The 21203-nt window shown below is 75.6% G+C and carries 17 protein-coding genes and 2 riboswitches; of the genes, 10 read left to right on the forward strand and 7 right to left on the reverse strand.

Features of this window, described 5'->3' with window-relative positions; genetic code table 11:
- Nucleotides 1-43: 43 nt before the first annotated feature.
- A complete protein-coding gene (locus ACFUMH_RS02485) occupies nucleotides 44-2695 on the reverse strand; it encodes an alpha/beta hydrolase-fold protein (RefSeq protein ID WP_378199865.1) in 2652 nt (883 codons plus the stop codon).
- Nucleotides 2696-3366: 671 nt separating this feature from the next.
- A riboswitch (glycine riboswitch) is annotated at nucleotides 3367-3477 on the forward strand.
- 205 nt (nucleotides 3478-3682) lie between these two features.
- Between ACFUMH_RS02485 and gcvP the strand changes: the two genes are divergently transcribed.
- The 7 genes from gcvP to ACFUMH_RS02520 all read left to right on the forward strand — a co-directional run bounded on the left by gcvP (nucleotide 3683) and on the right by ACFUMH_RS02520 (nucleotide 11195).
- Nucleotides 3683-6655: an aminomethyl-transferring glycine dehydrogenase gene (gcvP, locus tag ACFUMH_RS02490; RefSeq protein WP_378199868.1), complete on the forward strand. Its 2973-nt coding sequence runs from the start codon at nucleotides 3683-3685 to the stop codon at nucleotides 6653-6655.
- A 29-nt stretch (nucleotides 6656-6684) separates the two neighbouring features.
- The gene (gcvT, locus tag ACFUMH_RS02495; RefSeq protein WP_378199871.1) at nucleotides 6685-7878 is read left to right on the forward strand and encodes a glycine cleavage system aminomethyltransferase GcvT; all 1194 of its coding nucleotides are present in this window, start codon (nucleotides 6685-6687) and stop codon (nucleotides 7876-7878) included.
- 91 nt (nucleotides 7879-7969) lie between these two features.
- Nucleotides 7970-8341: a glycine cleavage system protein GcvH gene (gene gcvH / locus ACFUMH_RS02500; RefSeq protein ID WP_378199874.1), complete on the forward strand. Its 372-nt coding sequence runs from the start codon at nucleotides 7970-7972 to the stop codon at nucleotides 8339-8341.
- Nucleotides 8342-8677: 336 nt separating this feature from the next.
- Entirely contained in the window at nucleotides 8678-8914 is a 237-nt protein-coding gene (locus tag ACFUMH_RS02505) for a LuxR C-terminal-related transcriptional regulator (protein ID WP_378199877.1), read from the forward strand.
- A gap of 142 nt (nucleotides 8915-9056) precedes the next feature.
- Nucleotides 9057-9536 (forward strand): (deoxy)nucleoside triphosphate pyrophosphohydrolase, encoded by a 480-nt coding sequence (locus ACFUMH_RS02510; protein ID WP_378199880.1) that lies wholly within the window; start codon nucleotides 9057-9059, stop codon nucleotides 9534-9536.
- Between the two features lie 220 nt (nucleotides 9537-9756).
- A complete protein-coding gene (locus tag ACFUMH_RS02515) occupies nucleotides 9757-10215 on the forward strand; it encodes an Hsp20/alpha crystallin family protein (protein WP_378199882.1) in 459 nt (152 codons plus the stop codon).
- 167 nt (nucleotides 10216-10382) lie between these two features.
- Entirely contained in the window at nucleotides 10383-11195 is an 813-nt protein-coding gene (locus ACFUMH_RS02520) for a hypothetical protein (RefSeq protein ID WP_378199885.1), read from the forward strand.
- Nucleotides 11196-11302: 107 nt separating this feature from the next.
- Here ACFUMH_RS02520 and ACFUMH_RS02525 read toward each other — a convergent pair whose 3' ends face one another.
- Nucleotides 11303-12433 carry a MalY/PatB family protein gene (locus ACFUMH_RS02525; RefSeq protein ID WP_378199888.1) on the reverse strand — a complete coding sequence of 377 codons (1131 nt, stop codon included), beginning with the start codon at nucleotides 12431-12433 and terminating at the stop codon, nucleotides 11303-11305.
- Between the two features lie 183 nt (nucleotides 12434-12616).
- On the opposite strand from ACFUMH_RS02525, the gene ACFUMH_RS02530 reads away from it, so the two are divergent.
- Nucleotides 12617-13258, forward strand: coding sequence for a dihydrofolate reductase family protein (locus tag ACFUMH_RS02530; protein WP_378199891.1), 642 nt, complete (start codon nucleotides 12617-12619; stop codon nucleotides 13256-13258).
- Nucleotides 13259-13386: 128 nt separating this feature from the next.
- Here the strand turns inward: ACFUMH_RS02530 and metE are convergent, their stop codons facing one another.
- From metE to ACFUMH_RS02555, 5 genes are all read right to left on the reverse strand, one after another.
- Nucleotides 13387-15735 carry a 5-methyltetrahydropteroyltriglutamate--homocysteine S-methyltransferase gene (gene metE / locus ACFUMH_RS02535; protein ID WP_378199894.1) on the reverse strand — a complete coding sequence of 783 codons (2349 nt, stop codon included), beginning with the start codon at nucleotides 15733-15735 and terminating at the stop codon, nucleotides 13387-13389.
- The gene (locus ACFUMH_RS02540) at nucleotides 15732-16826 is read right to left on the reverse strand and encodes a methylenetetrahydrofolate reductase (RefSeq protein WP_378199897.1); all 1095 of its coding nucleotides are present in this window, start codon (nucleotides 16824-16826) and stop codon (nucleotides 15732-15734) included. Before ACFUMH_RS02540 ends, metE begins: the two co-directional genes overlap by 4 nt.
- A 91-nt stretch (nucleotides 16827-16917) precedes the next feature.
- Nucleotides 16918-17025, reverse strand: a riboswitch (SAM riboswitch).
- Nucleotides 17026-17186: 161 nt separating this feature from the next.
- Nucleotides 17187-17408: a hypothetical protein gene (locus ACFUMH_RS02545; protein WP_378199900.1), complete on the reverse strand. Its 222-nt coding sequence runs from the start codon at nucleotides 17406-17408 to the stop codon at nucleotides 17187-17189.
- Nucleotides 17409-17539: 131 nt separating this feature from the next.
- Entirely contained in the window at nucleotides 17540-18157 is a 618-nt protein-coding gene (locus ACFUMH_RS02550; RefSeq protein WP_378199902.1) for a DNA-3-methyladenine glycosylase I, read from the reverse strand.
- Nucleotides 18158-18263: 106 nt separating this feature from the next.
- Nucleotides 18264-19193: a TetR/AcrR family transcriptional regulator gene (locus tag ACFUMH_RS02555; protein WP_378199905.1), complete on the reverse strand. Its 930-nt coding sequence runs from the start codon at nucleotides 19191-19193 to the stop codon at nucleotides 18264-18266.
- Between the two features lie 70 nt (nucleotides 19194-19263).
- On the opposite strand from ACFUMH_RS02555, the gene ACFUMH_RS02560 reads away from it, so the two are divergent.
- On the forward strand, nucleotides 19264-20256 hold the full coding sequence (locus ACFUMH_RS02560) for an ATP-binding cassette domain-containing protein (protein ID WP_378199908.1): 993 nt from the start codon (nucleotides 19264-19266) through the stop codon (nucleotides 20254-20256).
- A complete protein-coding gene (locus tag ACFUMH_RS02565; protein WP_378199911.1) occupies nucleotides 20253-21053 on the forward strand; it encodes an ABC transporter permease in 801 nt (266 codons plus the stop codon). The genes ACFUMH_RS02560 and ACFUMH_RS02565 overlap by 4 nt, the downstream gene beginning before the upstream one ends.
- Nucleotides 21054-21203: the final 150 nt, after the last annotated feature.

Genomic DNA, 21203 nt, shown 5'->3' on the forward strand with positions numbered 1-21203 from the left:
CCCGGTGGGTGCCCCGCCGCGCGCCGGCGGTCGGTCCCCGTCGTCAGTCGACGGGGAACAGGGAGAGGGTCAGCGTGCCCTCGTACGTGCCGGGTGCGGTGTCGACCGGCAGCTCGAGGACGAGGTCGGCCCCGAGCGTCGCCGAGCCGAACCGTCCCTCGGGCGTGGCGGACGCGAGCCGGCCCGGCACGGCCAGGCCCTCGCCGCCGCCGAGCGCGGTCGCACGCCCCGCACCTGCCGTGACGCCGGCGCGCGGGGTCTCCACGCGCGGGCGCCACCCCAGGTGCTGCGCGTCGAGCAGGCGCGTGCCGGACGTGAACGCGTACGCCTGCCCGCTCACCGCCCAGCCGCTCGCCCCGGCCTGCGCGACCGACCGCGAGTCGGTCACCGTCACGGCGGGCAGCGCGCCCGTGAACCGCAGGCGGTCGCCCGCGTTCCCGGCCGCGCCCAGCGTCACGCCGTCGCCGTGGTCCGCGACGGACAGCGCGAGCACGCCCTGCTCGCCCTCGGGCACGACGGCCCGCAGCGGGATGCCCGCCCCGGTCTCGGGCCGGAACAGGCGCGGCAGCAGGTCGATGAGGTTGCGCTGCCACGTGTCGAACCCGTGCGGGCCGAGCGTGACCCCCGCGAACTCGTGCTCGATCCCGTTCGCCTCCAGCAGGTCGAGCAGGTTCATCGTGTGCTGGTAGGTGAAGTCGGTGACGTCACCGGTGTAGACGCGCGCCAGGCGCGTCTCGGCGTTGACCGCGGCGGGGTCGAACTCCGGGGTGTTGAAGAACAGCCCGCCGGAGAACGCGGCCATCCACCCGAACTGCCCCGGGCGGGTCAGCCACGTGTTCAGCGTGTTCATCGCACCCATCGACAGGCCGGCGATGCCCTGGCCGGCAGCGTCGGACGCGATGTTGTACTCGGCGCGCGCCGCCGGCGCCATGTTCTCGAGCAGCTCCGCCGGGAAGTCGGGCACGTTGCCGTTGCCCATGACGACGACCATCGGGACGATCGTGCCGTCCACGGAGTAGTTGTCGAGGATCTGCTTGGCGCGGCCGACCTCGACCCAGTCGCCCCAGCTCTGCCCGCCGCCGTGGTTGAGGTACAGCACGGGGTAGGGCTCGGCGCGCTCCGCGTCGTAGCCCGGCGGCGTCCAGACGTAGGCCGAGCGCTCCTCACCGGCGACGGCGCTGGCGTACGTCAGCACCGACAGGTCGCCGCCCCGGCCGGCGGGCACGTCACCGAGCATCCGGTCCGTCTCGCCCGGCACGAACAGCGGGCTCACGCCGGTCAGCGTGTTCACCGTGTCCGCGGGGTCCTTCTGGTCCACGCCGTCGACGACGTACCGGTAGTAGTAGAAGCCGTCGAGCGGGCCCATCGACAGGCGCCAGCGGTCGCCGACCTTCGTCATCGGCACGCGGAACCACGCGCCGTTGGGCGCCCAGTTGCCCCACACGGTGACGTCCTTCGCGTCGGCCCACTGCGTCCCCGTCTCGAACGTCACGATGCCGTTCTCGTCGACGTGCGGCGTCGTGATCGACCCCGCGGGCGGCGGCGTGGACGGGCGGTCGAGCGGCAGGTGCCCCGCGCGCGGGCCGCCGTCGACGCCGTCGCGGAACACGCGGGACGCGAAGTCCCGCAGCCCCTCGCGCCACGTGTCCCACGTGCCGCCCGAGTCGGGGTCGACGCCGTCGAACTGGTGCTCGACGCCGGCCGCCTCGAGCGTGCGCAGCAGCGCCTCGTTCTGGTCGTACGCCGGGTCGAGGACGTTGCCGACGTAGACGCGCAGCAGGTCCGTGCCGTCGTTGATCGCGCGCGCGACCGAGCCGCTGATCGACCCGCGCAGGCGGCCCGAGAACGACCCGACGGACCCGAACACGCCGGGGTCGGTGCGCAGCACGTTGAGCGCCTGGTAGCCGCCGTCCCCGATGCCGGCCACGGCCTGGCCGTCCGCCTGGTCGGACACGCGGTACGCGTCCTGCGTCGCCGCGACGACGCCGTCGAGCAGCTCGGCGCGCGCGTCGGACCCGCCCACCTCCGCCATGACGACGACCATCGGCTCGAGCCGGCCCTCCGCGGCGAGGTTGTCGAGCACCTGCGGCACGCGGCCCAGCTCGGACCACTCGCGCGCCGACTGGTCGCCGTCGGCGAGCAGGTACAGCACCGGGTACGGCTCGGCGCGGTCCGCGTCGTAGCCCGGGGGCGTCCACACCAGCGAGGTGCGCGCGTCGTCGGTCACCGGGCTGTCGTAGGTGAGCTCGCGCACGTCGCCGCCGGCGGGCAGGTCGGCCATCCACTGCACCGACGGCCCGGGCACGAACAGCGTGCTCCACTCCGGGTGCGACGTGACCGCGACAGGGGTGTCCGGCTGCCGGAACGACTTCTTGGTCCGGTCCGGCCACGTCGCCGTGTACGTGTAGTAGTACAGGCCGGGCTCGAGCGGGCCGACCGTCGTCTGGTAGTCGGAGCCGCTCGGGTCCATCGCGAGGTCGGACCACGTGCCGCTCGGGCCGATGTTGCCCCGCAGCTCGAGCCCCTGCGGGCGCGAGCCGAGGATCTCCTCTACCGCCGCCTGCGGCGCCGTGAAGCGGTGGTACCCCTCCGGGATCGTCGAGACCCACGGGTCCGCCGCCGGCCGCTCGTCGGCCGCCGTCGCGGGCGGCACCACCACCACCGCACCCAGCACGAGTGCGGCCCCGGTCGTCACCGCCGCCGCGCGGCGATGCCCTGCACGGCCTTGCCCTGCACCGCGCCGTCCTGCACCGGGCTGTCCTGCACGTGGGCGCGCTGGCCCCTGGCGAGTCATCCCCATCGATTCCTCCTGTGTCGCCGACCGGAGCGGCGACGCAGGCGGCCGGCCTCGACGTCGAGGTGTCGCACCGCTGCCCCTTCCCCCGGAAGGACGTGGGCGCCGGCGGCGTCCACGTGTGCACCCACCGCCCTACACCGGTGTAGAAGCGGCCCCTTCGGATGTCGGCAGCGGAGGGACGGGGAGTGCCCGCACCGCGTCGATGCAGGTCCGGCCCTTCTACACCGACGTAGAAGGTGGGTCGACCGAATCGTGTCGTCCTGGGCGGTTCGCGTCAAGGGATGACCTGGGCGCACACGGCATGCCGGCCGCGCCACCGCCCCACCGACCGCGACCCCACCAACCCTGACCACGCCCGCCCCACCGACGGGCCACCGGCGAGGTAGCGGGTTGCCGACCAGGTCGTGGGCTGGAACCAGCGACCTCGCATGATCCCCGCGACCTCGCGTGCTCCCCGCCACCTCGCGTGCTCCCGCGACCTCGCATGAACCCTGCGAGCTCGCGTCGGGGCCGGGGGCGCACCGTGCCGTACGCTGGACGTGAAGCGAGCCACAACTGAACACGCTGCTCGAACCGCGGCGGGAGAGCTCCCGCCGGCGCCCGTCAGGGCGCCGAGGCGGGACGCCGAAGGAGCAAGCCCTCCCCGGGAATCTCTCAGGCCCCCGTACCGCCGTGGCCAGGCAACTCTGGAAAGCGGTGCCGGCACCCCCGGCGCCCACCGACGGTGCAAGCCGGCGCGCCCCGGAGCCCCTCAGCACCGCGACTGAGGGCTCATGGCGGACCGGCAAAACTCTCAGGTCGTGCCCCCACGGGTGTGCGGATGACAGAGCGGGGAGGCCCCTGCCCGTGCCGGCGTCCGCGCCGGCCCACCCCCGTGGAGCCGCAGTGACCGACCTCGACGTGCAGCACCTGGCCACCACCCCGCCCGCCGGCGAACCCGCGCCGCCGCACGCGCCCGCCGCCCGCGACTTCGCGGACCGCCACATCGGCCCCCGGGGCGACGAGACGGCGCGCATGCTCGCCACGCTGGGCTTCGACAGCCTCGACGCGCTCGTCGACGCGGCCGTCCCGGCGACGATCCGCACGCAGCGCCCGCTCGACCTGCCGCCGGCCCGCTCCGAGGAGCAGGTGCTCGCGGACCTGCGCGCGCTCGCGGGCCGCAACCGCGTGATGACGCAGATGATCGGGCAGGGCTACTCGGACACCGTGACGCCGCCGGTGATCCGCCGCAACGTGCTCGAGTCGCCCGCCTGGTACACCGCGTACACGCCGTACCAGCCGGAGATCGCGCAGGGCCGCCTCGAGGCGCTGCTGAACTTCCAGACCGTCGTCTCCGACCTCACCGGCCTCGACGTCGCGAACGCCTCGCTGCTCGACGAGGCCACCGCCGTCGCGGAGGCCGTCGCGCTCATGTGGCGCGCGTCGAAGGCGTCGACCGGCACGGTCGTGCTCGACGCGGACCTCTTCCCGCAGACGCTCGCCGTCACGCGGGGCCGGGCGACGGCGGTCGGCCTGCCCGTCGTCGTCGCGGACCTCACCGACGGCCTGCCCGAGGTCGAGGGCCCGCTCGTGGGCGTCGTCGTGCAGCAGGTCGGTGCGTCGGGCGCGCTGCGCGACGTGCGCCCGGTCGTCGCGGCCGCGAAGGAGCGGGGTGCGCTGGTCACGGTCGCGGCCGACCTGCTGGCGCTGACGCTCGCGACGTCGCCGGGCGAGCTGGGCGCGGACGTCGCGGTCGGCTCGGCGCAGCGGTTCGGCGTGCCCCTGTTCGGCGGCGGCCCGCACGCGGCGTTCATGGCGGTCCGCCAGGGCCTCGAGCGGACGCTGCCCGGCCGGCTCGTCGGCGTCTCGGTCGATGCCGACGGCGCCCCCGCGTACCGCCTCGCGCTGCAGACGCGCGAGCAGCACATCCGTCGCGAGAAGGCGACGAGCAACATCTGCACCGCGCAGGCGCTGCTCGCCATCGTCGCGTCGATGTACGCCGTCTTCCACGGTCCCGACGGGCTGCGGGAGATCGCGCGCCGAGTGCACGGGCACGCGGTCACGCTCGCCGAGGTGCTCGCGTCCGCCGGCGTGACCGTCGCGCACGCGGAGTTCTTCGACACCGTCCGCACCGTCGTGCCGGGCCGCGCCGCCGACGTCGTGCGCGCGGCCGCCGCCCGCGGCGTCAACCTCTACGCGCCCGACGCCGACCACGTCCAGGTCGCGTGCGACGAGACGACGACCGACCAGGACCTGCTGCGCGTCGCGCTCGCCTTCGCCGAGGGCGGCGCGACGACCCTCGAGCCGGACGCCGCCGGCCGGTACTCCCTCGGGTTCGTCGGCGCGCGCCCCGCCGACCTGCCCGCGCACCTGACGCGCACGACGGGCTACCTGACGCACCCGGTGTTCCACCGGTACCGCTCCGAGACCGCGATGCTGCGCTACCTGCGTCGCCTGTCCGACAAGGACCTCGCGCTCGACCGCACGATGATCCCGCTGGGCTCGTGCACGATGAAGCTCAACGCGACCGTCGAGATGGAGCCGATCTCCTGGCCGGAGTTCGCGTCGATCCACCCGTTCGCGCCGCACGACCAGACGGACGGCTACGCGGCCCTCGTCGACGAGCTGCAGCGCTGGCTGGCGGAGATCACCGGCTACGCCGCGGTGTCGGTGCAGCCCAACGCCGGCTCGCAGGGCGAGCTCGCCGGCCTGCTCGCGATCCACGCGTATCACGAGGCCCGGCGCACGCCCGGCGCCGAGCACCGCGACATCTGCCTCATCCCCGCCTCCGCGCACGGCACCAACGCCGCGTCGGCCGCGCTCGCGGGCCTCAAGGTCGTCGTCGTCGCGACGGCCGAGGACGGCGAGGTCGACCTCGCCGACCTGCGCGCCAAGCTCGAGCAGCACGGCCCGCGCGTCGCGGCGATCATGATCACCTACCCCTCGACGCACGGCGTCTACGAGGAGCACGTCCGCGAGGTGTGCGACCTCGTGCACGCCGCCGGCGGGCAGGTCTACATCGACGGCGCGAACCTCAACGCACTCGTCGGCCTCGCGCGGCCCGGCGAGCTGGGCGGCGACGTGTCGCACCTCAACCTGCACAAGACGTTCTGCATCCCGCACGGCGGCGGTGGCCCCGGCGTCGGGCCGGTCGCGGTCGCGCAGCACCTCGTGCCGTTCCTGCCCGGTGACCCGCGGCCCGGCGGGGAGGGCGCCGCGGCGCCGGTCGCGCCGGTGTCGGCGGCGCCGTGGGGCTCGGCGGGGATCCTGCCGATCTCATGGGCGTACGTCGCGCTCATGGGGGCCGAGGGCCTGCGGACGGCCACCGAGACGGCCGTCCTCACGGCCAACTACGTCGCCGCGCGCCTGGCCCCGCACTACCCGGTGCTCTACACGGGCCCGGGCGGCCTCGTCGCGCACGAGTGCATCCTCGACCTGCGGCCGATCACCAAGGCCACCGGCGTCACCGCCGAGGACGTCGCCAAGCGGCTCATGGACTACGGCTTCCACGCGCCGACGCTGTCCTTCCCCGTGGCCGGCACGCTCATGGTCGAGCCGACCGAGAGCGAGGACCTCGCCGAGCTCGACCGGTTCGTCGACGCGATGGTCGCGATCCGCGCCGAGATCGACGCCGTCGAGGACGGCCGCTGGCCCCTCGCGGACAGCCCGCTGCGGAACGCACCGCACACCGCCGCATCGGTGACGGCCGACGCGTGGGACCACACCTACGGCCGCGAGACCGCCGCCTACCCGCTCGCGAGCCTGCGGACGGACAAGTACTGGGTGCCGGTGCGGCGCATCGACGGCGCGCGCGGCGACCGCAACCTCGTGTGCTCGTGCCCGCCGGTCGAGGCGTTCGCGGACGGGGACCTGGCGTGAGCGGGGCGGACGGGACGACGGAGGCAGCCGTGACGGAGCAGACGGGCGGGCCGACGGGCGAGCAGACCGGCGGGCTGCGCTCGCCGCTGCACGACGAGCACGTGGCCCTCGGCGCCGCGCTCACGTCGTTCGCCGGGTGGCAGATGCCGCTGCGCTACACGTCCGACCTGGCCGAGCACACGGCGGTGCGCACCGCCGCGGGCCTGTTCGACCTGTCGCACATGGGCGAGATCGCGGTGACCGGGCCGGACGCCGGACGGTTCCTCGACCTGGCGCTCGTCGGGACGCTGTCGTCGCTGCGCGTGCTCGGCGCGCGGTACACGATGGTCGTCCAGCCCGACGGCGGCGTGATCGACGACCTGGTCGTGTACCGGACGGGCGAGCAGGAGTACCTCGTCGTCGCGAACGCGTCCAACCACGTCACCGTGCTGGGCGAGCTGCGCGCGCGGGCGGCCGGGCTGGACGTCGAGGTCGCCGACCGGTCGGCCGCCACCGGGCTCGTCGCCGTCCAGGGGCCGCGCGCCCTCGAGGTCGTCCTCGCGACGCCCGGCCTGGCCGCGGACCCCGACGCCCCGGCCGGCGTCACGCCGGAGACGCTGAGGTACTACGCGTGCCTGCCGATGCGGTTCGACGACGTGCCCGTGCTCGTCGCGCGGACCGGCTACACGGGCGAGGACGGGTTCGAGTTCTTCCTGCCCGCCGACGCGGCGCCGGCGCTCTGGCGCGCGCTGCTCACCGCGGGCGAGCCGTACGGCACCGTCCCCGCGGGGCTGTCCGCCCGCGACTCGCTGCGGCTCGAGGCCGGCATGCCGCTGTACGGGAACGAGCTCGACCGCACGACCACCCCGCACGACGCGGGCCTCGGGCGGGTCGTGAAGCTCGACAAGGTGGACGCCGACGGCACGCCGCTGCCGTTCGTCGGCCGCGACGCCCTGGCCGCCCGGGCCGCCTCCGCGCCGGCGCGGGTGCTCGTCGGGCTGCAGGGGCTCGGCCGCCGTGCCGCGCGGCACGGGTACGCGGTGCACGCCTCGACGGCCACCGACGCACCCGCCGTCGGCACCGTCACGTCCGGCGCCCCCTCGCCGACGCTCGGCCACCCCGTCGCGATGGCGTACGTGACGCCCGAGGTCTCCGCCGAGGGCACCGAGCTGGCCGTCGACGTGCGCGGTCGGCGCGAACCCGTGCGCGTCGTGCCGCTGCCCTTCTACCGTCGTCCCCGGTGACGACGTCGCGCGCCCGCGCGACCGCCGCACCACCGCCGCACCCGCACCACCCGCACCGCCCGCACCCGACCTCGCCCCGACAGGAGCACCCATGGCCGCCGAGCTGCCCGTCACGCTGCAGTACACCGCCGAGCACGAGTGGATCGACGACCGGTCGCCCGCGACCGTCGGCATCACGTCCGTCGCCGCCGAGGCGCTCGGCGACATCGTGTTCGTGGAGCTGCCGGGCGTCGGCGACACCGTGACCGCCGGCTCGGTGATCGGCGAGATCGAGTCGACCAAGTCCGTCTCGGAGCTGTACTCGCCCGTCACGGGCACCGTCGTCGAGGTCAACCAGGGCGTCGTCGACGACCCGTCCGTGGTCAACGCCGACCCGTACGGCGCCGGCTGGCTGCTGCGGGTCGACGTCGCGGAGACCGGCCCGCTGCTGTCCGCGGAGGAGTACGGCGCGCTCAACCCCTGACGCCACCTGCGGGCGGCCGTGGGTGAGACCTCCCAGACGAATCGGACCCGACTGCTCCGGACGGGTGATCGATCGGTGGTCTCCACCTGACGGGTGCTTGCCCCGAACGGGTGATCGGGCGCACAGTGCTGGCGACGGACCGTGACCTGCGTGTATCAGAGCGGGTCCCGGACCGTCTTGTTCGGTGCAGCGATCGGCACCGCGGGGGGAACCGTCGGTGGTCGGAGAGAACTGGTGGCGAAAGTCCCGTCATAGGACCGTCGCACGTCCCTCTCATCCGGTACGCAGCCCTCGCGGGGTCGGACGGTCCGACCCCGCCGCCCACCGGAGGACATCATGAGCATGCTGGAGACCCGCGAGACCGCGGCGACCTTCACCGGCCACTCGCTCACGCGGCGCGAGCGCGTCGTGCTGGCCGAGCTCGCCGAGGACGTGACGCTCGAGGAGATCGCCACCCGCCTCTTCGTCACGCGCAACACGGTCAAGTCGCAGGTCCGTAGCGTCTACCGCAAGATCGGTGCCTCCACGCGCGCCGAGGCCGTCGCCTGGGCGGTCGCGCACGGCATCCGCTGACGCACCACCCTCCGGGTGCGGTCCCACGACCCGCTCGACGTCCGCCGGGGGTGAGCGGACGTCGGACGGGGGCGCGTGCGGCTGCGGCCCGTCCGGCCCGGTTCGTGACCCGGCCGTGACGCGTGCCTGGCAGACTGCCCGCATGACGCCGCCCGTCCTCGTCGTGGCCGCCGCCGTCGTCGACGACCTCGATGACCCGCGCCTCCTCCTCGCGGCGCGCCGTGCCACGCCGGCCAGCCTCGCCGGCAGGTGGGAGTTCCCCGGGGGCAAGGTCGACCCCGGGGAGTCGCCCGAGGAGGCGCTGCACCGCGAGCTCCGCGAGGAGCTCGGCGTCCGCGTCGGCCTCGGCGTCGAGCTCCTCGGGCCCGACGACGGCGCCTGGCGCCTGTCCGACCGGTACGTCATGCGGCTGTGGTTCGCGGAGATCGTCGAGGGCGAGCCCGAGCCGCTCGTGGAGCACGACGAGCTCCGCTGGCTCCCGCAGGGCCAGTGGCACGACGTGCCGTGGCTGGACGCCGACGTGCGGATCGTCGAGGGGCTGAGCGCCTTCGTCGCGACGTTCCCGGGCTCGGGGCCGGGCGCCGGCACGGACGCGCGACCCGGCATGGGCCGCAGCGCCTGACCCGTCCCGTCCGACCTCCCCACCCCGCTCCCGCAGGCCGCGCGCGGGCGTCCCCCGACGTCCGCGCGAGGCGTTCTCCGTGCGCGAACAGCGTGTCGCGAGGGCTGGCACTCTCGACCCGAGAGTGCTAGATATCTGCCTGTAGCCACCGGTGCCGGAGGGCACCGGGACGCACCGGGGCCCGGGAGGTCCGAGGCCCCACGTCGAGGAGGTGAGGGGCGTGGCTACTCGTTTCGACCCGTTCCAGGAGATGGACCGCGTGCTCGCGCAGGTCTTCGCGGCCGACCGCGCGTCGGCGTCGATGCCGATGGACCTGTACCGCGACGGCGACCACTACGTGCTGCACGTCGACCTGCCGGGCGCCGACCCGGGCACGATCGACGTCAACGTCGAGGACCGCACGCTGACGGTCCGTGCGCAGCGGTCCGGCCGCACCGAGCACGACGTGCAGTGGCTCGCGAAGGAGCGCCCGTCCGGCACGTACGCCCGGCAGCTCACCGTGGGCCGCGGCCTCGCGCTCGACCGCATCTCGGCGACGTACGCCGACGGCGTGCTGACCCTGACGATCCCGGTCGCGGAGGAGGCGAAGCCGCGCCGCATCGAGGTGCAGCACGGCGCCCGGCCGACGTCCATCGAGGCCGGCCACGTCGAGGCCCAGCCGGCGGACGCGACCGCCTGACACGACGGCCGCACCCGACGGTCCCCGACGGTCCCCCACGACGGCCCCGCTCCCGCCCGGAGCGGGGCCGTCGCTGCGCCGGCGGCCACCGTCCTTGTGGAGCCGTCGCCCCCGGGTGAACACTCCTCCCACCGGCGTGACCGCCGTGGTGGACCGAGGGCACGGGGGTGAGGACGACGACCACCGCACGAGCCGTCGTCCGTACCGTGCTGACCGGTGCCGTCGCCGGCACCACGGCCCTGCTCGTCGCCCCGCCGTCGGCCGCCGAGCCGCCGGTCGTCCCTGCCGACGCCGTCACGTGGTTCGCCGACGAGGCTGCGGCCCTGATCGCGGAGAGCCAGGAAGGGGCGGTCACCACCGACCGTGAGGCGGTGATCGGGTACGTCGGCGTGCAGGTCGGGACGCCCGTCGCGCTGACCGCCTGGACGCGGGAGTTCATCGCCGGAACGACGGGCGCCGCGCCCACGGCCGCGCTCGAGCAGTGGGTCGCACCGCTGACGCGGGGCGGGGAACCGGTCGGCGTCGTCAGCGCCTTCCGCGACCGCGGGCGGGTCGGCCTCGCGTTCTTCGACGACGACGCGTCGCTGGCCGCCGCGCTGCAGGCCCTGCCCGACGACGCCACCGTGGTGTTCGACGCACCTCTCGACGCGTACTTCCTCCACGTGCCGCAGGGGATCGCGCCGCTGTCGGAGAGCAGCCGGGCCGAGATCGCGTCCCGGGTGCCGGTCGAGCAGTTCCAGGAGCAGCTCGAGGCGCGCCACGGCGATGCCGCCCGGGCCCCCGCCGTGCAGGCGCCGCCGACCGACCCGCGGAGCGCGATGGCGGGCGGAGGTGCGACCGTTCCCCCCGGCGCCCGCGCCGACGCCGCACCGGCCTGGCTCCTGCCCGTCGGTGCGGCGGTCGCGGCGGCCGGTGCCGGGGTCCTGCTGCACCGGGGCCTGCGCCGGCGCGGGCGGGGCACCACCGCGACGCGAACCTGACGGGAGGCCGCCGTCCCGTCCCGTCGCGTCGCGCCGGACGCCGTGCCCGCCGGGTGCGGCCGTGCGGGCCGCGCGGCCACCGCGCGCGTCGCGTGCGCGGCTCCGGGTCAGCCGAGGGTGCTCGTGAGGCGGTCGAGGACCTCGGTCAGGGTGGTCGGTGAGCAGGCGAGGTTGAGGCGGACGCGTCCCTCGCCGCCCGAGCCGAACGTCGGGCCGGGCTGCGTCGCCAGGCGGCCCTCCTCCCGCAGGAGGCGGACCGGTTCCGTGCCGCTCGCGCGGACCGCCGCGGTGTCGCGCAGGTCGAGCCAGGCGAAGTACGTCGCCTCGGGCACGCGCCAGCGCGCCGACGGCAGACGGTCGGCGAGCGTCCGCTCCACCGTCGCGAGGTTCTCCCGCAGCACGGGCAGCACCTCGTCCAGCCAGGGCCCGCCCGCGCGGAACGCCGCCTGGTGCGCGACGGAGCCGACGTGGCTCACGGCGTGGCCGACGATCTCGGGCACGCGGGCGAGGTCGGCCGTCGCGCCGGGCCCGGGCACCGCGACCGCGGCTTTCAGGCCGGCCAGGTGGAAGCCCTTGGACGCCGAGTGCAGCGCCACCGCGTCGGGGATCACCGTGGTCGTCGGCACGAAGGGGGCGTCCCCGACGACGAGCGGTGCGTGGATCTCGTCCGCGACGACGCGCACCCCGTGCCGCGCGGCGAGCTCGCCGACGGCCGCCAGCTCGTCCCGCGTGTGCAGGGTGCCGGTGGGGTTGTGCGGGTGGCACAACAGGTACGCCGTCGCCCCGGCGAAGGCCCGGTCGAGGGTCTCGAGGTCGAGGCGGCCGTCCGCGCCCAGCGGCGCGTCGACGACGCGCCGGCCGGCGTGGGCGAGGAACTCGCGGAACGGGGGGTACACGGGCGGGTTGATGACGACGCCGTCGCCCGGCGCGGTGAGCACGCGGACCACCTCGACGATGCCGAGCATGACGTCGGGCACCGGTCGGCACGCCGCCACCGGCACGTCCCACCCGTACCGCTCCGAGGCGAAGCCCGCGAACGCCTCGGCGTAGCCGTTGCCGACCTCGTACCCCGTGTCGCCGCTGCTCAGCGCGTCCGTGACGGCACGGACCACCGCCTCGGGCAGCCGGACGTCCATCTCGGCCACGAACGCCGGCAGCACGTCCGGCGGGTAGGTGGCCCACTTGGAGGACCGGCGCGTGCGCAGCTCGTCGAGGGGGACGTCGAACGGGGCGGCCATGTCCGAGACGGTAGCCGCCCGGCCCGGCGCGGGCCCCGAAAGGCCGTGCACCGACGACGAGGTCGGCCGCACGTCCCGTACCGACGGTGCTCGGGCCCTGCGGCCCCGGGGACGCCGGCCCCGATGAGTACGACCCGTGCCGGGGGTCGGTAGGGGCACGAGGACGACGACGGGAGGCGCGCGATGCGGCTGACGGTGCACGAGTTCATGACGCTCGACGGCGTGGTGCAGGGGCCGGGAGCACCCGACGAGGACACGAGCGACGGGTTCACCGCCGGGGGCTGGGTCATCCCGTTCGCCGACGACCCGGTGTTCGGCGAGGTGGTCGGCGGGTGGTTCGCGCGGACGACCGAGCTGCTGTTCGGGCGCACGACCTTCGAGCTGATGCGCGCGTACTGGCCGCAGGTGACCGACGGCGACCCGGCGTCGGTGGCGCTCAACACGCTGCCGAAGCACGTCGTCACGTCCACCGAGCTGGGCGGCGAGGAGTGGACCGGCTCCCGGCGGGTCGAGGGCGACCTGGTCGAGGCCGTGACCGCGCTGAAGGCGCGTGAGGGCGGCGAGCTGCAGGTGCACGGGTGCGCCCGGCTGGCGGCGTCCCTGCACGAGGCGGGGCTCGTGGACGAGTACCGGCTGCTGATCGCGCCCGTGACCGTGGGGCACGGGCGGCGCCTGTTCGGCACCGACGCCGTGCCGCGCGGGTACGACGTCGTCGAGCACCGCGCGAGCGAGCGCGGGCTGACGTACCTGGCGCTCACACCGCGGGCGTACGAGGTAGCCGCGACGGCCGTGGTGGACGGCAGCGAGGTGGTCGTGCCGGCGTGACGGCGTCCACCGCGCCCCGGGACGACGGCGCTCGCCCCTCGTGCGAGGGACGGGCGCCGTCGTGGTCCGCGGCGGTGGGCGCGCCGCGGGCGGTGCGGGCCGGCGCGAGCGGACGCCGGCCCGGTCCGTCAGAGCGTCGCGCGGACCGTGCGGGTCGCGGCGACGAGGTGCTCGAGCGAGGGGGTGACCTCCTCGTAGCGGCGGGTCTTGAGGCCGCAGTCGGGGTTCACCCAGAGCTGGTCGACGTCGATGGTCCGGACCGCCGCCGTGAGCAGCTCCGTCACCTCGGCCTCGCCCGGCACGCGCGGCGAGTGGATGTCGTAGACACCCGGGCCGACGGCGCGCGGGTAGCCCGCGGCGGCGATGTCGCCGAGGATCTCCATCTTCGAGCGGGCCGCCTCGATGCTCGTCACGTCGGCGTCGAGGCCGTCGATGGCGTCCATGATCTCGCCGAACTCCGAGTAGCACAGGTGCGTGTGGATCTGGGTCTCGGGGCGCACGCCGGCCGTCGCCAGGCGGAACGAGCGCACCGACCAGTCGAGGTACGCGGCGTGGTCCTTCTCGCGCAGCGGGAGCAGCTCGCGCAGCGCGGGCTCGTCGACCTGGACGATGCCGATGCCCGCGGCCTCGAGGTCGGCGATCTCGTCGCGCAGGGCGAGGGCGACCTGGTTCGCGGTGTCGCCCAGCGGCTGGTCGTCGCGGACGAACGACCACGCGAGGATCGTCACCGGGCCCGTGAGCATGCCCTTGACCGGCTTCTCGGTCAGCGACTGCGTGTACGTGGACCAGCCGACCGTGATGGGTGCGGGGCGCGACACGTCGCCCCAGAGGATGGACGGGCGCGTGCAGCGGGAGCCGTACGACTGGACCCAGCCGTTCTGGGTGACGGCGAACCCGTCGAGGTTCTCCGCGAAGTACTGGACCATGTCGTTGCGCTCCGGCTCGCCGTGCACGAGCACGTCGAGGCCGATCTGCTCCTGCAGCTCGACGACGCGGCGGATCTCCGCCTTCATCTCGTCCTCGTACTGCTCCGCGGTGAGCTCGCCCTTCCCGAACGCGGCCCGGGCCTTGCGGATCTCCGGCGTCTGCGGGAACGAGCCGATCGTCGTGGTCGGCAGCGCGGGGAGCTGCAGGCGCTCCGCCTGCGCGGTCTTGCGCTCGGCGAACGGGCCGCGGCGGAACTGCTCGTCGGTGAGCCCGGCCGCGCGCTCGCGCACCTCGGGCCGGACGACGCCGGGGGCCGCGGCGCGGCTGCGCACGGCGTCGGACGCCGCGAGCAGCTGCTCGTGCACGGCCTCGCGGCCCTCCGTGAGGCCCTCCGCGAGCACGGCGACCTCGCGCACCTTCTCGTCGGCGAACGCGAGCCACGACGCGAGCGTGCGGTCGAGCGCCGGCTCGTCCTCGACGGTGTGCGGGACGTGGAAGAGGGACGTCGACGTGCCCACCGTGACGGCGCGCGCGGCGAGCGTCTCCAGCTGCTCGAGCACGGCGAGCTTCGCGTCGAGGTCGGCGCGCCAGATGTTGTGGCCGTCGACGACGCCGCCGACGACGACCTTCGTCGACAGGCCGGGGGCGACGACGGTCGGCGCCTCGCCGCGCACGAGGTCGAGCACGACGCCGTCCACGTCGGTCGCCGCGAGCACCGGCAGCGCCGGGCCGAGGTCGCCGTAGGGCGCGGCCACCAGGATCGCGGGGCGCTCGGGGCGCGCGAGCTCGGTCGCGAGGGCGCGGTAGGCACGGGTGGTCGCCTCGTACAGCGTCTCGGCGGGCACGCCGATCGAGTCCGACACGAGCGCGGGCTCGTCGAGCTGGACCCACGTCGCGCCGGCGGCCGCGAGCTCGGTGAGCAGGCGCGCGTACACGGGCAGCAGGTCGTCGAGGCGGTCCAGCGGGTGGAAGCCGGCGGGCGCGTCCTCGGTCGGCTTGGCCAGCGCGAGGAACGTGACCGGGCCGACGACGACCGGGCGCGTGAGCACGCCGTCCGCGAGGCCCTCGGCGAACTCGGTCACCGGGCGGTCGCTCGCGTAGCGGAACGTGGTGCCCGGGCCGATCTCCGGGACGAGGTAGTGGTAGTTCGTGTCGAACCACTTCGTCATCTCGAGCGGCAGGTCGTCGCCGCGGCCGCGCGCGACCGTGGAGTAGCCGGCCAGGTCGAGACGGCCGTCCGCGTCCTGCAGGTCGGCGAAGCGCTCCGGCACGGCGCCGACGAGCGCGGCGGCGTCGAGCACGTGGTCGTAGAACGAGAACGCGCTCGGGATCGCCGGGGCGTCGGTCGCGAGGCCGAGCTCGGCGAGGCGCGTGCGGGTGCGGCGGCGCAGGTCGGCGGCGACGGCCTCGACCTCGTCGGCGGACGTGCGCCCGGCCCAGAACGCCTCGAGCGCCTTCTTGAGCTCGCGGCGCGGTCCGATGCGGGGGTAGCCGAGGACGGAGCCGGCGGGGAACGCCGGGGCGGCGGTCGTGGGGACGGTGTCGCTCATGACGGGATACCTCGGGGTGTCGTGGTGGGCACGGCGGCGGGGTCGCCGACGGGCTCGGTGGACGTCGTGGGTGCGGCGGTCGCCGCGGTGGCGGGTGCGGTGCGGCCCCCGCGCAGGTCGGCGCCCTCGAGCAGGTCGAGCGCCGCCTCGTGCCGGTTGAACGTGTAGACGTGCACGCCGGGCGCGCCGCCGTCGAGCACGCCGTTGACGAGGTCGACGCTCGCGCGGATGCCGCGCCGGTGGCGCTCGACGGGGTCGTCGACGGAGCCGAGCAGGTCGAGCAGCGACGGCGGCACGGGCACGCCCGTGAGCTCCTGCACCCGCAGCAGTCGCGCCGGGTCGGTCGTCGGGATGATGCCGGGCACGATCGGGATGCTGACGCCGGCGCGGCGCGCCTCGGCGACCAGGCCGAGGTACGCCTCCGCGTCGAAGAAGACCTGCGTGATCGCGAAGTCCGCGCCCGCCTGCTGCTTGGCGAGCAGCGCCTGCACGTCCTGCTCGCGCGTGCCGCCGGTCGCGTGGTTGCCGCGCGGGAACGCCGCGACCGCGACGGACAGCGGACGCACCCGGGCGCGGACCGCCTGGGCCGGGCTGCCGGCGCAGCGCCGGCGCTCGATCTCGCGCAGCAGCTCGACCAGCCCGGCGGCCGTGTCGACGCCGTCCGGGTGCGGCTGCCAGTCCGCCTGCCCGGCCGGCGGGTCGCCGCGCAGCGCCAGGAACGAGCGCACGCCCTCGTCGAGGAACTCCTCGACGATCGCCTCGACCTCCGCGCGCGAGGTCCCGACGCAGGTCAGGTGCGCGATCGGGTTGAGGCTCGTCTCGCGCAGCAGCCGCGTGACGAGCGCACGCGTGGTCTGCCGGGTGCGTCCCGACGCGCCGTAGGTGACCGACACGAAGTCCGGCTCCGCCGACTCGAGCTCGCGCACCGTGCCCCACAGGCGCGGCGCGGCGTCGAGGTCGCGCGGCGGGAACAGCTCGAACGACACCGTCGGGCGGTCCAGCGCGGCGGCCGGTGCGCTGTGCCGGCGCGCGGGGCGCGTCGGCACCTCGACCGTCGCGGCGGGCGCACGGGTGTCGGTCACGGCGGTCATCGCCCGGTCCCGGCGCGGCGTCCGGGACGGGGCAGGCCGCCGCCCGCGGGCGGCGCGACGCCGTCCGAGGGGTCGGCGACGTGGGTGAGCACGCTCATCGTCACTCCATCGTTCCTGGCGGAAGCACCCACACCCTCGACGAGGAGGGGGGTTGCTGCGGCGTCGCTGAGCCAGGTCTCTCGGCCGCTCTGGATGGTCGAGGTGAGCGTAGCGAGCGTGCCCGGATGGCGGACAGAGGCGCCCGGTCAGTGAGACGAGCGGTCCCGTGCAGCGATCAGGACGCGCACCGGCGAGGGCCGGGCGGCGATCCGGGCCGTGCAGCGGTCACGACCGGGCGTGCCGCCGGGACGGTACGGCGCCTCAGCGCTCGCGGCGGTGCAGCGACTGCGACGGCTGCTGCTCGCGGGACCGGCGCTGGCGCGGCACGCCGAACCACGCGCTCGGAGACCCCGCCGGCACGGACAGCAGGCCGTCCTGGACCGCGGCGAGGACGCTCGGGTCGGGGGCGGCGGAGGACTCCCAGGCGTCCTGGGCGGCACGCACGGCGTCGTGCCGTCCGTCGCCGTCGCGCTGCTCCACCATGCGCGGCACCTTAGTGCGCTCCCGGGTCCTGGACAGGTGTCCGGACCGCGTGTCACCCCAGCGGAGCATCCGGGACCCCGGACGCCGTCCGTTCCGTCCGGCGCTGACCGGTTCGCCCGCACGGTCGTGCGTCAGCGTCGTGACACGACCGGGCACGTGGCGAGGTGGTCGTCGACGACGCCGCACGCCTGCATCGCCGCGTACGCCGTGGTGGGGCCGACGAACCGGAAGCCGAGACCCCGCAGCTCCCGCGCCAGGGCCGCCGACTCCGCGGTGCGGCCCGGCACGTCGACCCACGTCGCCGGGCGTTCGCGCGGCGCTTCCGGGGCGTGCGACCAGAGGACCTCGTCGACGGTGCGGCCGGCCTCGTGCAGCGCGAGCAGCGCGCGGGCGTTCGCGACCGTCGCCTCGATCTTGGCGCGGTTGCGCACGATCGCGGCGTCCGCGAGCAGGCGCGCGACGTCGTCCTCGCCGAACCGCGCGACCACCTCCGGGTCGAACCCCGCGAACGCGGTCCGGAACGCGGGCCGCTTGCGCAGGATCGTGATCCACGCGAGGCCGGACTGGAACGCCTCGAGCGCGAGGCGCTCGAAGAGCGCGTGCTCGTCGTGCACCGGCACGCCCCACTCGTCGTCGTGGTACGCGGCGTAGAGCGGGTCGCCGTCGCCGAAGCAGCGGCCGGCGACGAGGGGGAGGGCGTCGCCTGCCGGCGGCAGGACGGGGTCGGGGGGCGCGGGCGTCTCGGTCATGCGGCGAGTGTGCTCGCCACCGGCGACATCGCGGCGCCTGCCGGCCGGGCGGTGTGGGCCTGCCGTCCTTGCGCCCGGGCTGGGGTCGGGTCGACGACGGTCCGGGTCACTGCTCCGCGCGCTGCCGGACCAGCTCCGCGATCCCGTCGAGGATCACGCGCGTGCCGAAGTCGAGCCCCGTCCCCTCGGCCCCGGGTGGCGCGGCGGCCGGGTCGAGCGCGCCGCCCGCCACCGCGCGCGCGAGCGCGGGGTGCGCGACCGGGTCGACGAAACGCGCGATGACCGCGTCGGGGTCGGCGCCGTCGCCCTCGCCGGCCGTCCGCTCGCGTGCCGCGTAGGCCTCGATCAGGCGTGCCCAGTCGAGCTGGTGGGCCGACAGCACGCCCACCACGTGGAGCTTCTCCGCCTCGGAGAGCCGCGTGTCCTCCAGGCACGCCAGCATCGCGTCCATCCACGCGAGCCGGTTCGGCCCGACCGCGAACAGCGTGCTCGTCGTCCGTGCGAGCCACGGGTGCGCGGCGAGGACGGGGCGCTGGAGCTCGAGCAGCAGCTCGGTGCGCGCGCGCCAGCCGCCGACCTCCGGGCCGACGTGCGGCGGCTGCCCGGCGGCGCGGTCGGCCATGAGCATGAGGACCTGGTCCTTGCTCGTCACGTACCGGTAGAGCGACATCGTCGTGAAGCCCAGCGACTCCGCCACGCGCGCCATGGAGACCGCGTCGAGGCCCTCCGCGTCGGCGAGCGCGATGCCGGCGTCGGCGATCTGCGCGAGCGACAGGCCCGGGCGCGGGCCACGGCGCGCGGGGGCGGGGGTGCGCCAGAGCACTGCGACGTCCGGCGGGACGTCGCTGAGGTCGGGCGCGGTGGCGCGGTCCGGGGAGTGCGCCGCACGACGTGCCGCGAGGGCCTCCGCCCGCGCCGCCTGCTCGGCGTCGCGCCGCGCGCGGGCCGCCTCGCGCGCGGCGTCGGCGGCCGCGGGCGCGTCGTCGCGGCGCTGCTCGTCCGCCGTCGTCGACGGGGACGGGAGGTGGTCGTCCATTGACGCCCGATCCTACAAGTGTGTATGACATACACACACAGTTTGCGACGTACACAGAAGGAGGTGCCCGATGGACGAGCCCGTCATCGAGGTCCGCGGCCTGCGCAAGGCCTACGGCGGCCGGACCGTGCTCGACGGCGTCGACCTGACCGCCCGGCGGGGCCAGGTCCTCGCCCTGCTGGGGCCCAACGGCGCGGGGAAGACGACGGCGGTGCGGATCCTGTCGACGCTCGTCGCGCCGGACGGCGGCACGGCGCGCGTCGCCGGGTTCGACGTGCGCCGCGAGCCGGCCCGCGTCCGCGCCGCCCTGAGCCTCACCGGCCAGTACGCCGCCGTCGACGAGCTGCTCACGGGTGAGGAGAACCTGCGGCTCGCGGCCCGCCTGGCGCACCTCCCGCGGCAGCAGGCACGCCCGCGCGTCGACGAGATGCTCGCGCTCTTCGACCTCACCGACGCGGCGCGGCGCACGGTGCGGACCTACTCCGGTGGCATGCGGCGTCGGCTCGACCTGGCCGTCAGCCTGCTGAGCCGACCCCAGGTCCTCGTCCTGGACGAGCCCACCACAGGACTGGACCCCCGCAGCCGCGCGGCGCTCTGGGACGTGGTCCGATCCGTCGTCACGGCGGGCGGGACGGTCCTGCTCACGACGCAGTACCTGGAGGAGGCCGATGCGCTGGCGCACCGGGTGGCGGTCGTCGACCGCGGCGTCGTCGTCGCGGAGGGCACCGCCGCGCAGCTCAAGGCCGCCGTCGGACCGGCGCACGTCGAGCTCGCGCTCGCGGACGGCACCACCGAGCGGCTGGCCACCGACGGCACGGTCGCCGACGTGCGACGGGTCCTCGGTGACGTGGAGCACCGCGGCCTCGCGGTCGAGCACTGGCAGGTGCGCACGCCCACGCTCGACGACGCCTTCCTCGCCCTGACCGGGCACGACGCCGGCCTCCTGCGGCCGGCCGGCGACCGCTCACCCGCGCTCGCCGCGTCCGGCGCGGCGCCGTCCACCCCGCACGCGGCCTCGGCCACGCCCGCCGCGTCCCGCCCGTCCCACCAGGAGTCCCGATGACCGTCCTCGACCTCACCCCGCGCCCCGTCCCGCCGCCGCCGGGCGTGCGCGACGCCGTGCGCGACACGCTCGCGCTGGTCGGCCGGAGCCTGCGCCGCTCCACGCGCCAGCTCGACACGCTGCTGCTCGCGGTGCTGCTGCCGGTCGTGCTGCTGCTGATGTTCGTCTACGTCTTCGGCGGCGCGATCAGCACCGGCATGGCGTACGTCGACTTCGTCGTGCCGGCGATCGTGCTGCTCACCGCCGGGTACGGCGCCGCGACGACCGCCGTGGACGTCGCGAGCGACATGACGAACGGCATCGTCGACCGCTTCCGCAGCATGCCGGTGCCGGCCGGGGCGGTCCTCACCGGGCATGTCGTGGCGAGCCTCGCGCGCAACGCGGTGTCCACCGCGCTCGTGGTCGCCGTCGCGCTGCTCGTCGGGTTCGACCCGGCCGCGTCCGCCGGGGACTGGGCCGCCGCGCTGGGCGTCCTCGTGGTCTACGTGCTCGCGCTCACCTGGGTGGCGGTGGCGATCGGGCTCGTCGCGTCCGGGCCCGAGGCGGCCAGCGGTTTCACGTTCGTCATCCTCTTCCTGCCGTACCTGTCGAGCGCGTTCGTCCCGGTCGGCACCATGCCGGGCGTGCTCGCGACCGTCGCGGGGCTCAACCCCGTGACGCCCACCGCGGACGCGCTGCGGGCGCTGCTGCTCGGGGCGCCCGTCGGCTCGTCGGCGGCCGTCGCCGTCGCCTGGTGGGTGGCGCTGCTCGTCGTCGCGCGCGTCGTCGCGGGGCTGCTGTTCCGCCGGCGCCGCTGACAGCCGGCGCCGCTGACCGCCGCACCGTCGACCGGTGGGGCGGGTGAACATCGCCCGAACGGGACGATCCGGACGCCCCGGGGGGTCGCGCGGGGGCGGTGGCGCGAGGTGTGATGCGGGAGGGACGGGTCACCGGTCGGTCGGCCGGGC

It is taken from the genome of Cellulomonas sp. NPDC057328 (assembly GCF_042667215.1).
GTDB lineage: Bacteria > Actinomycetota > Actinomycetes > Actinomycetales > Cellulomonadaceae > Cellulomonas.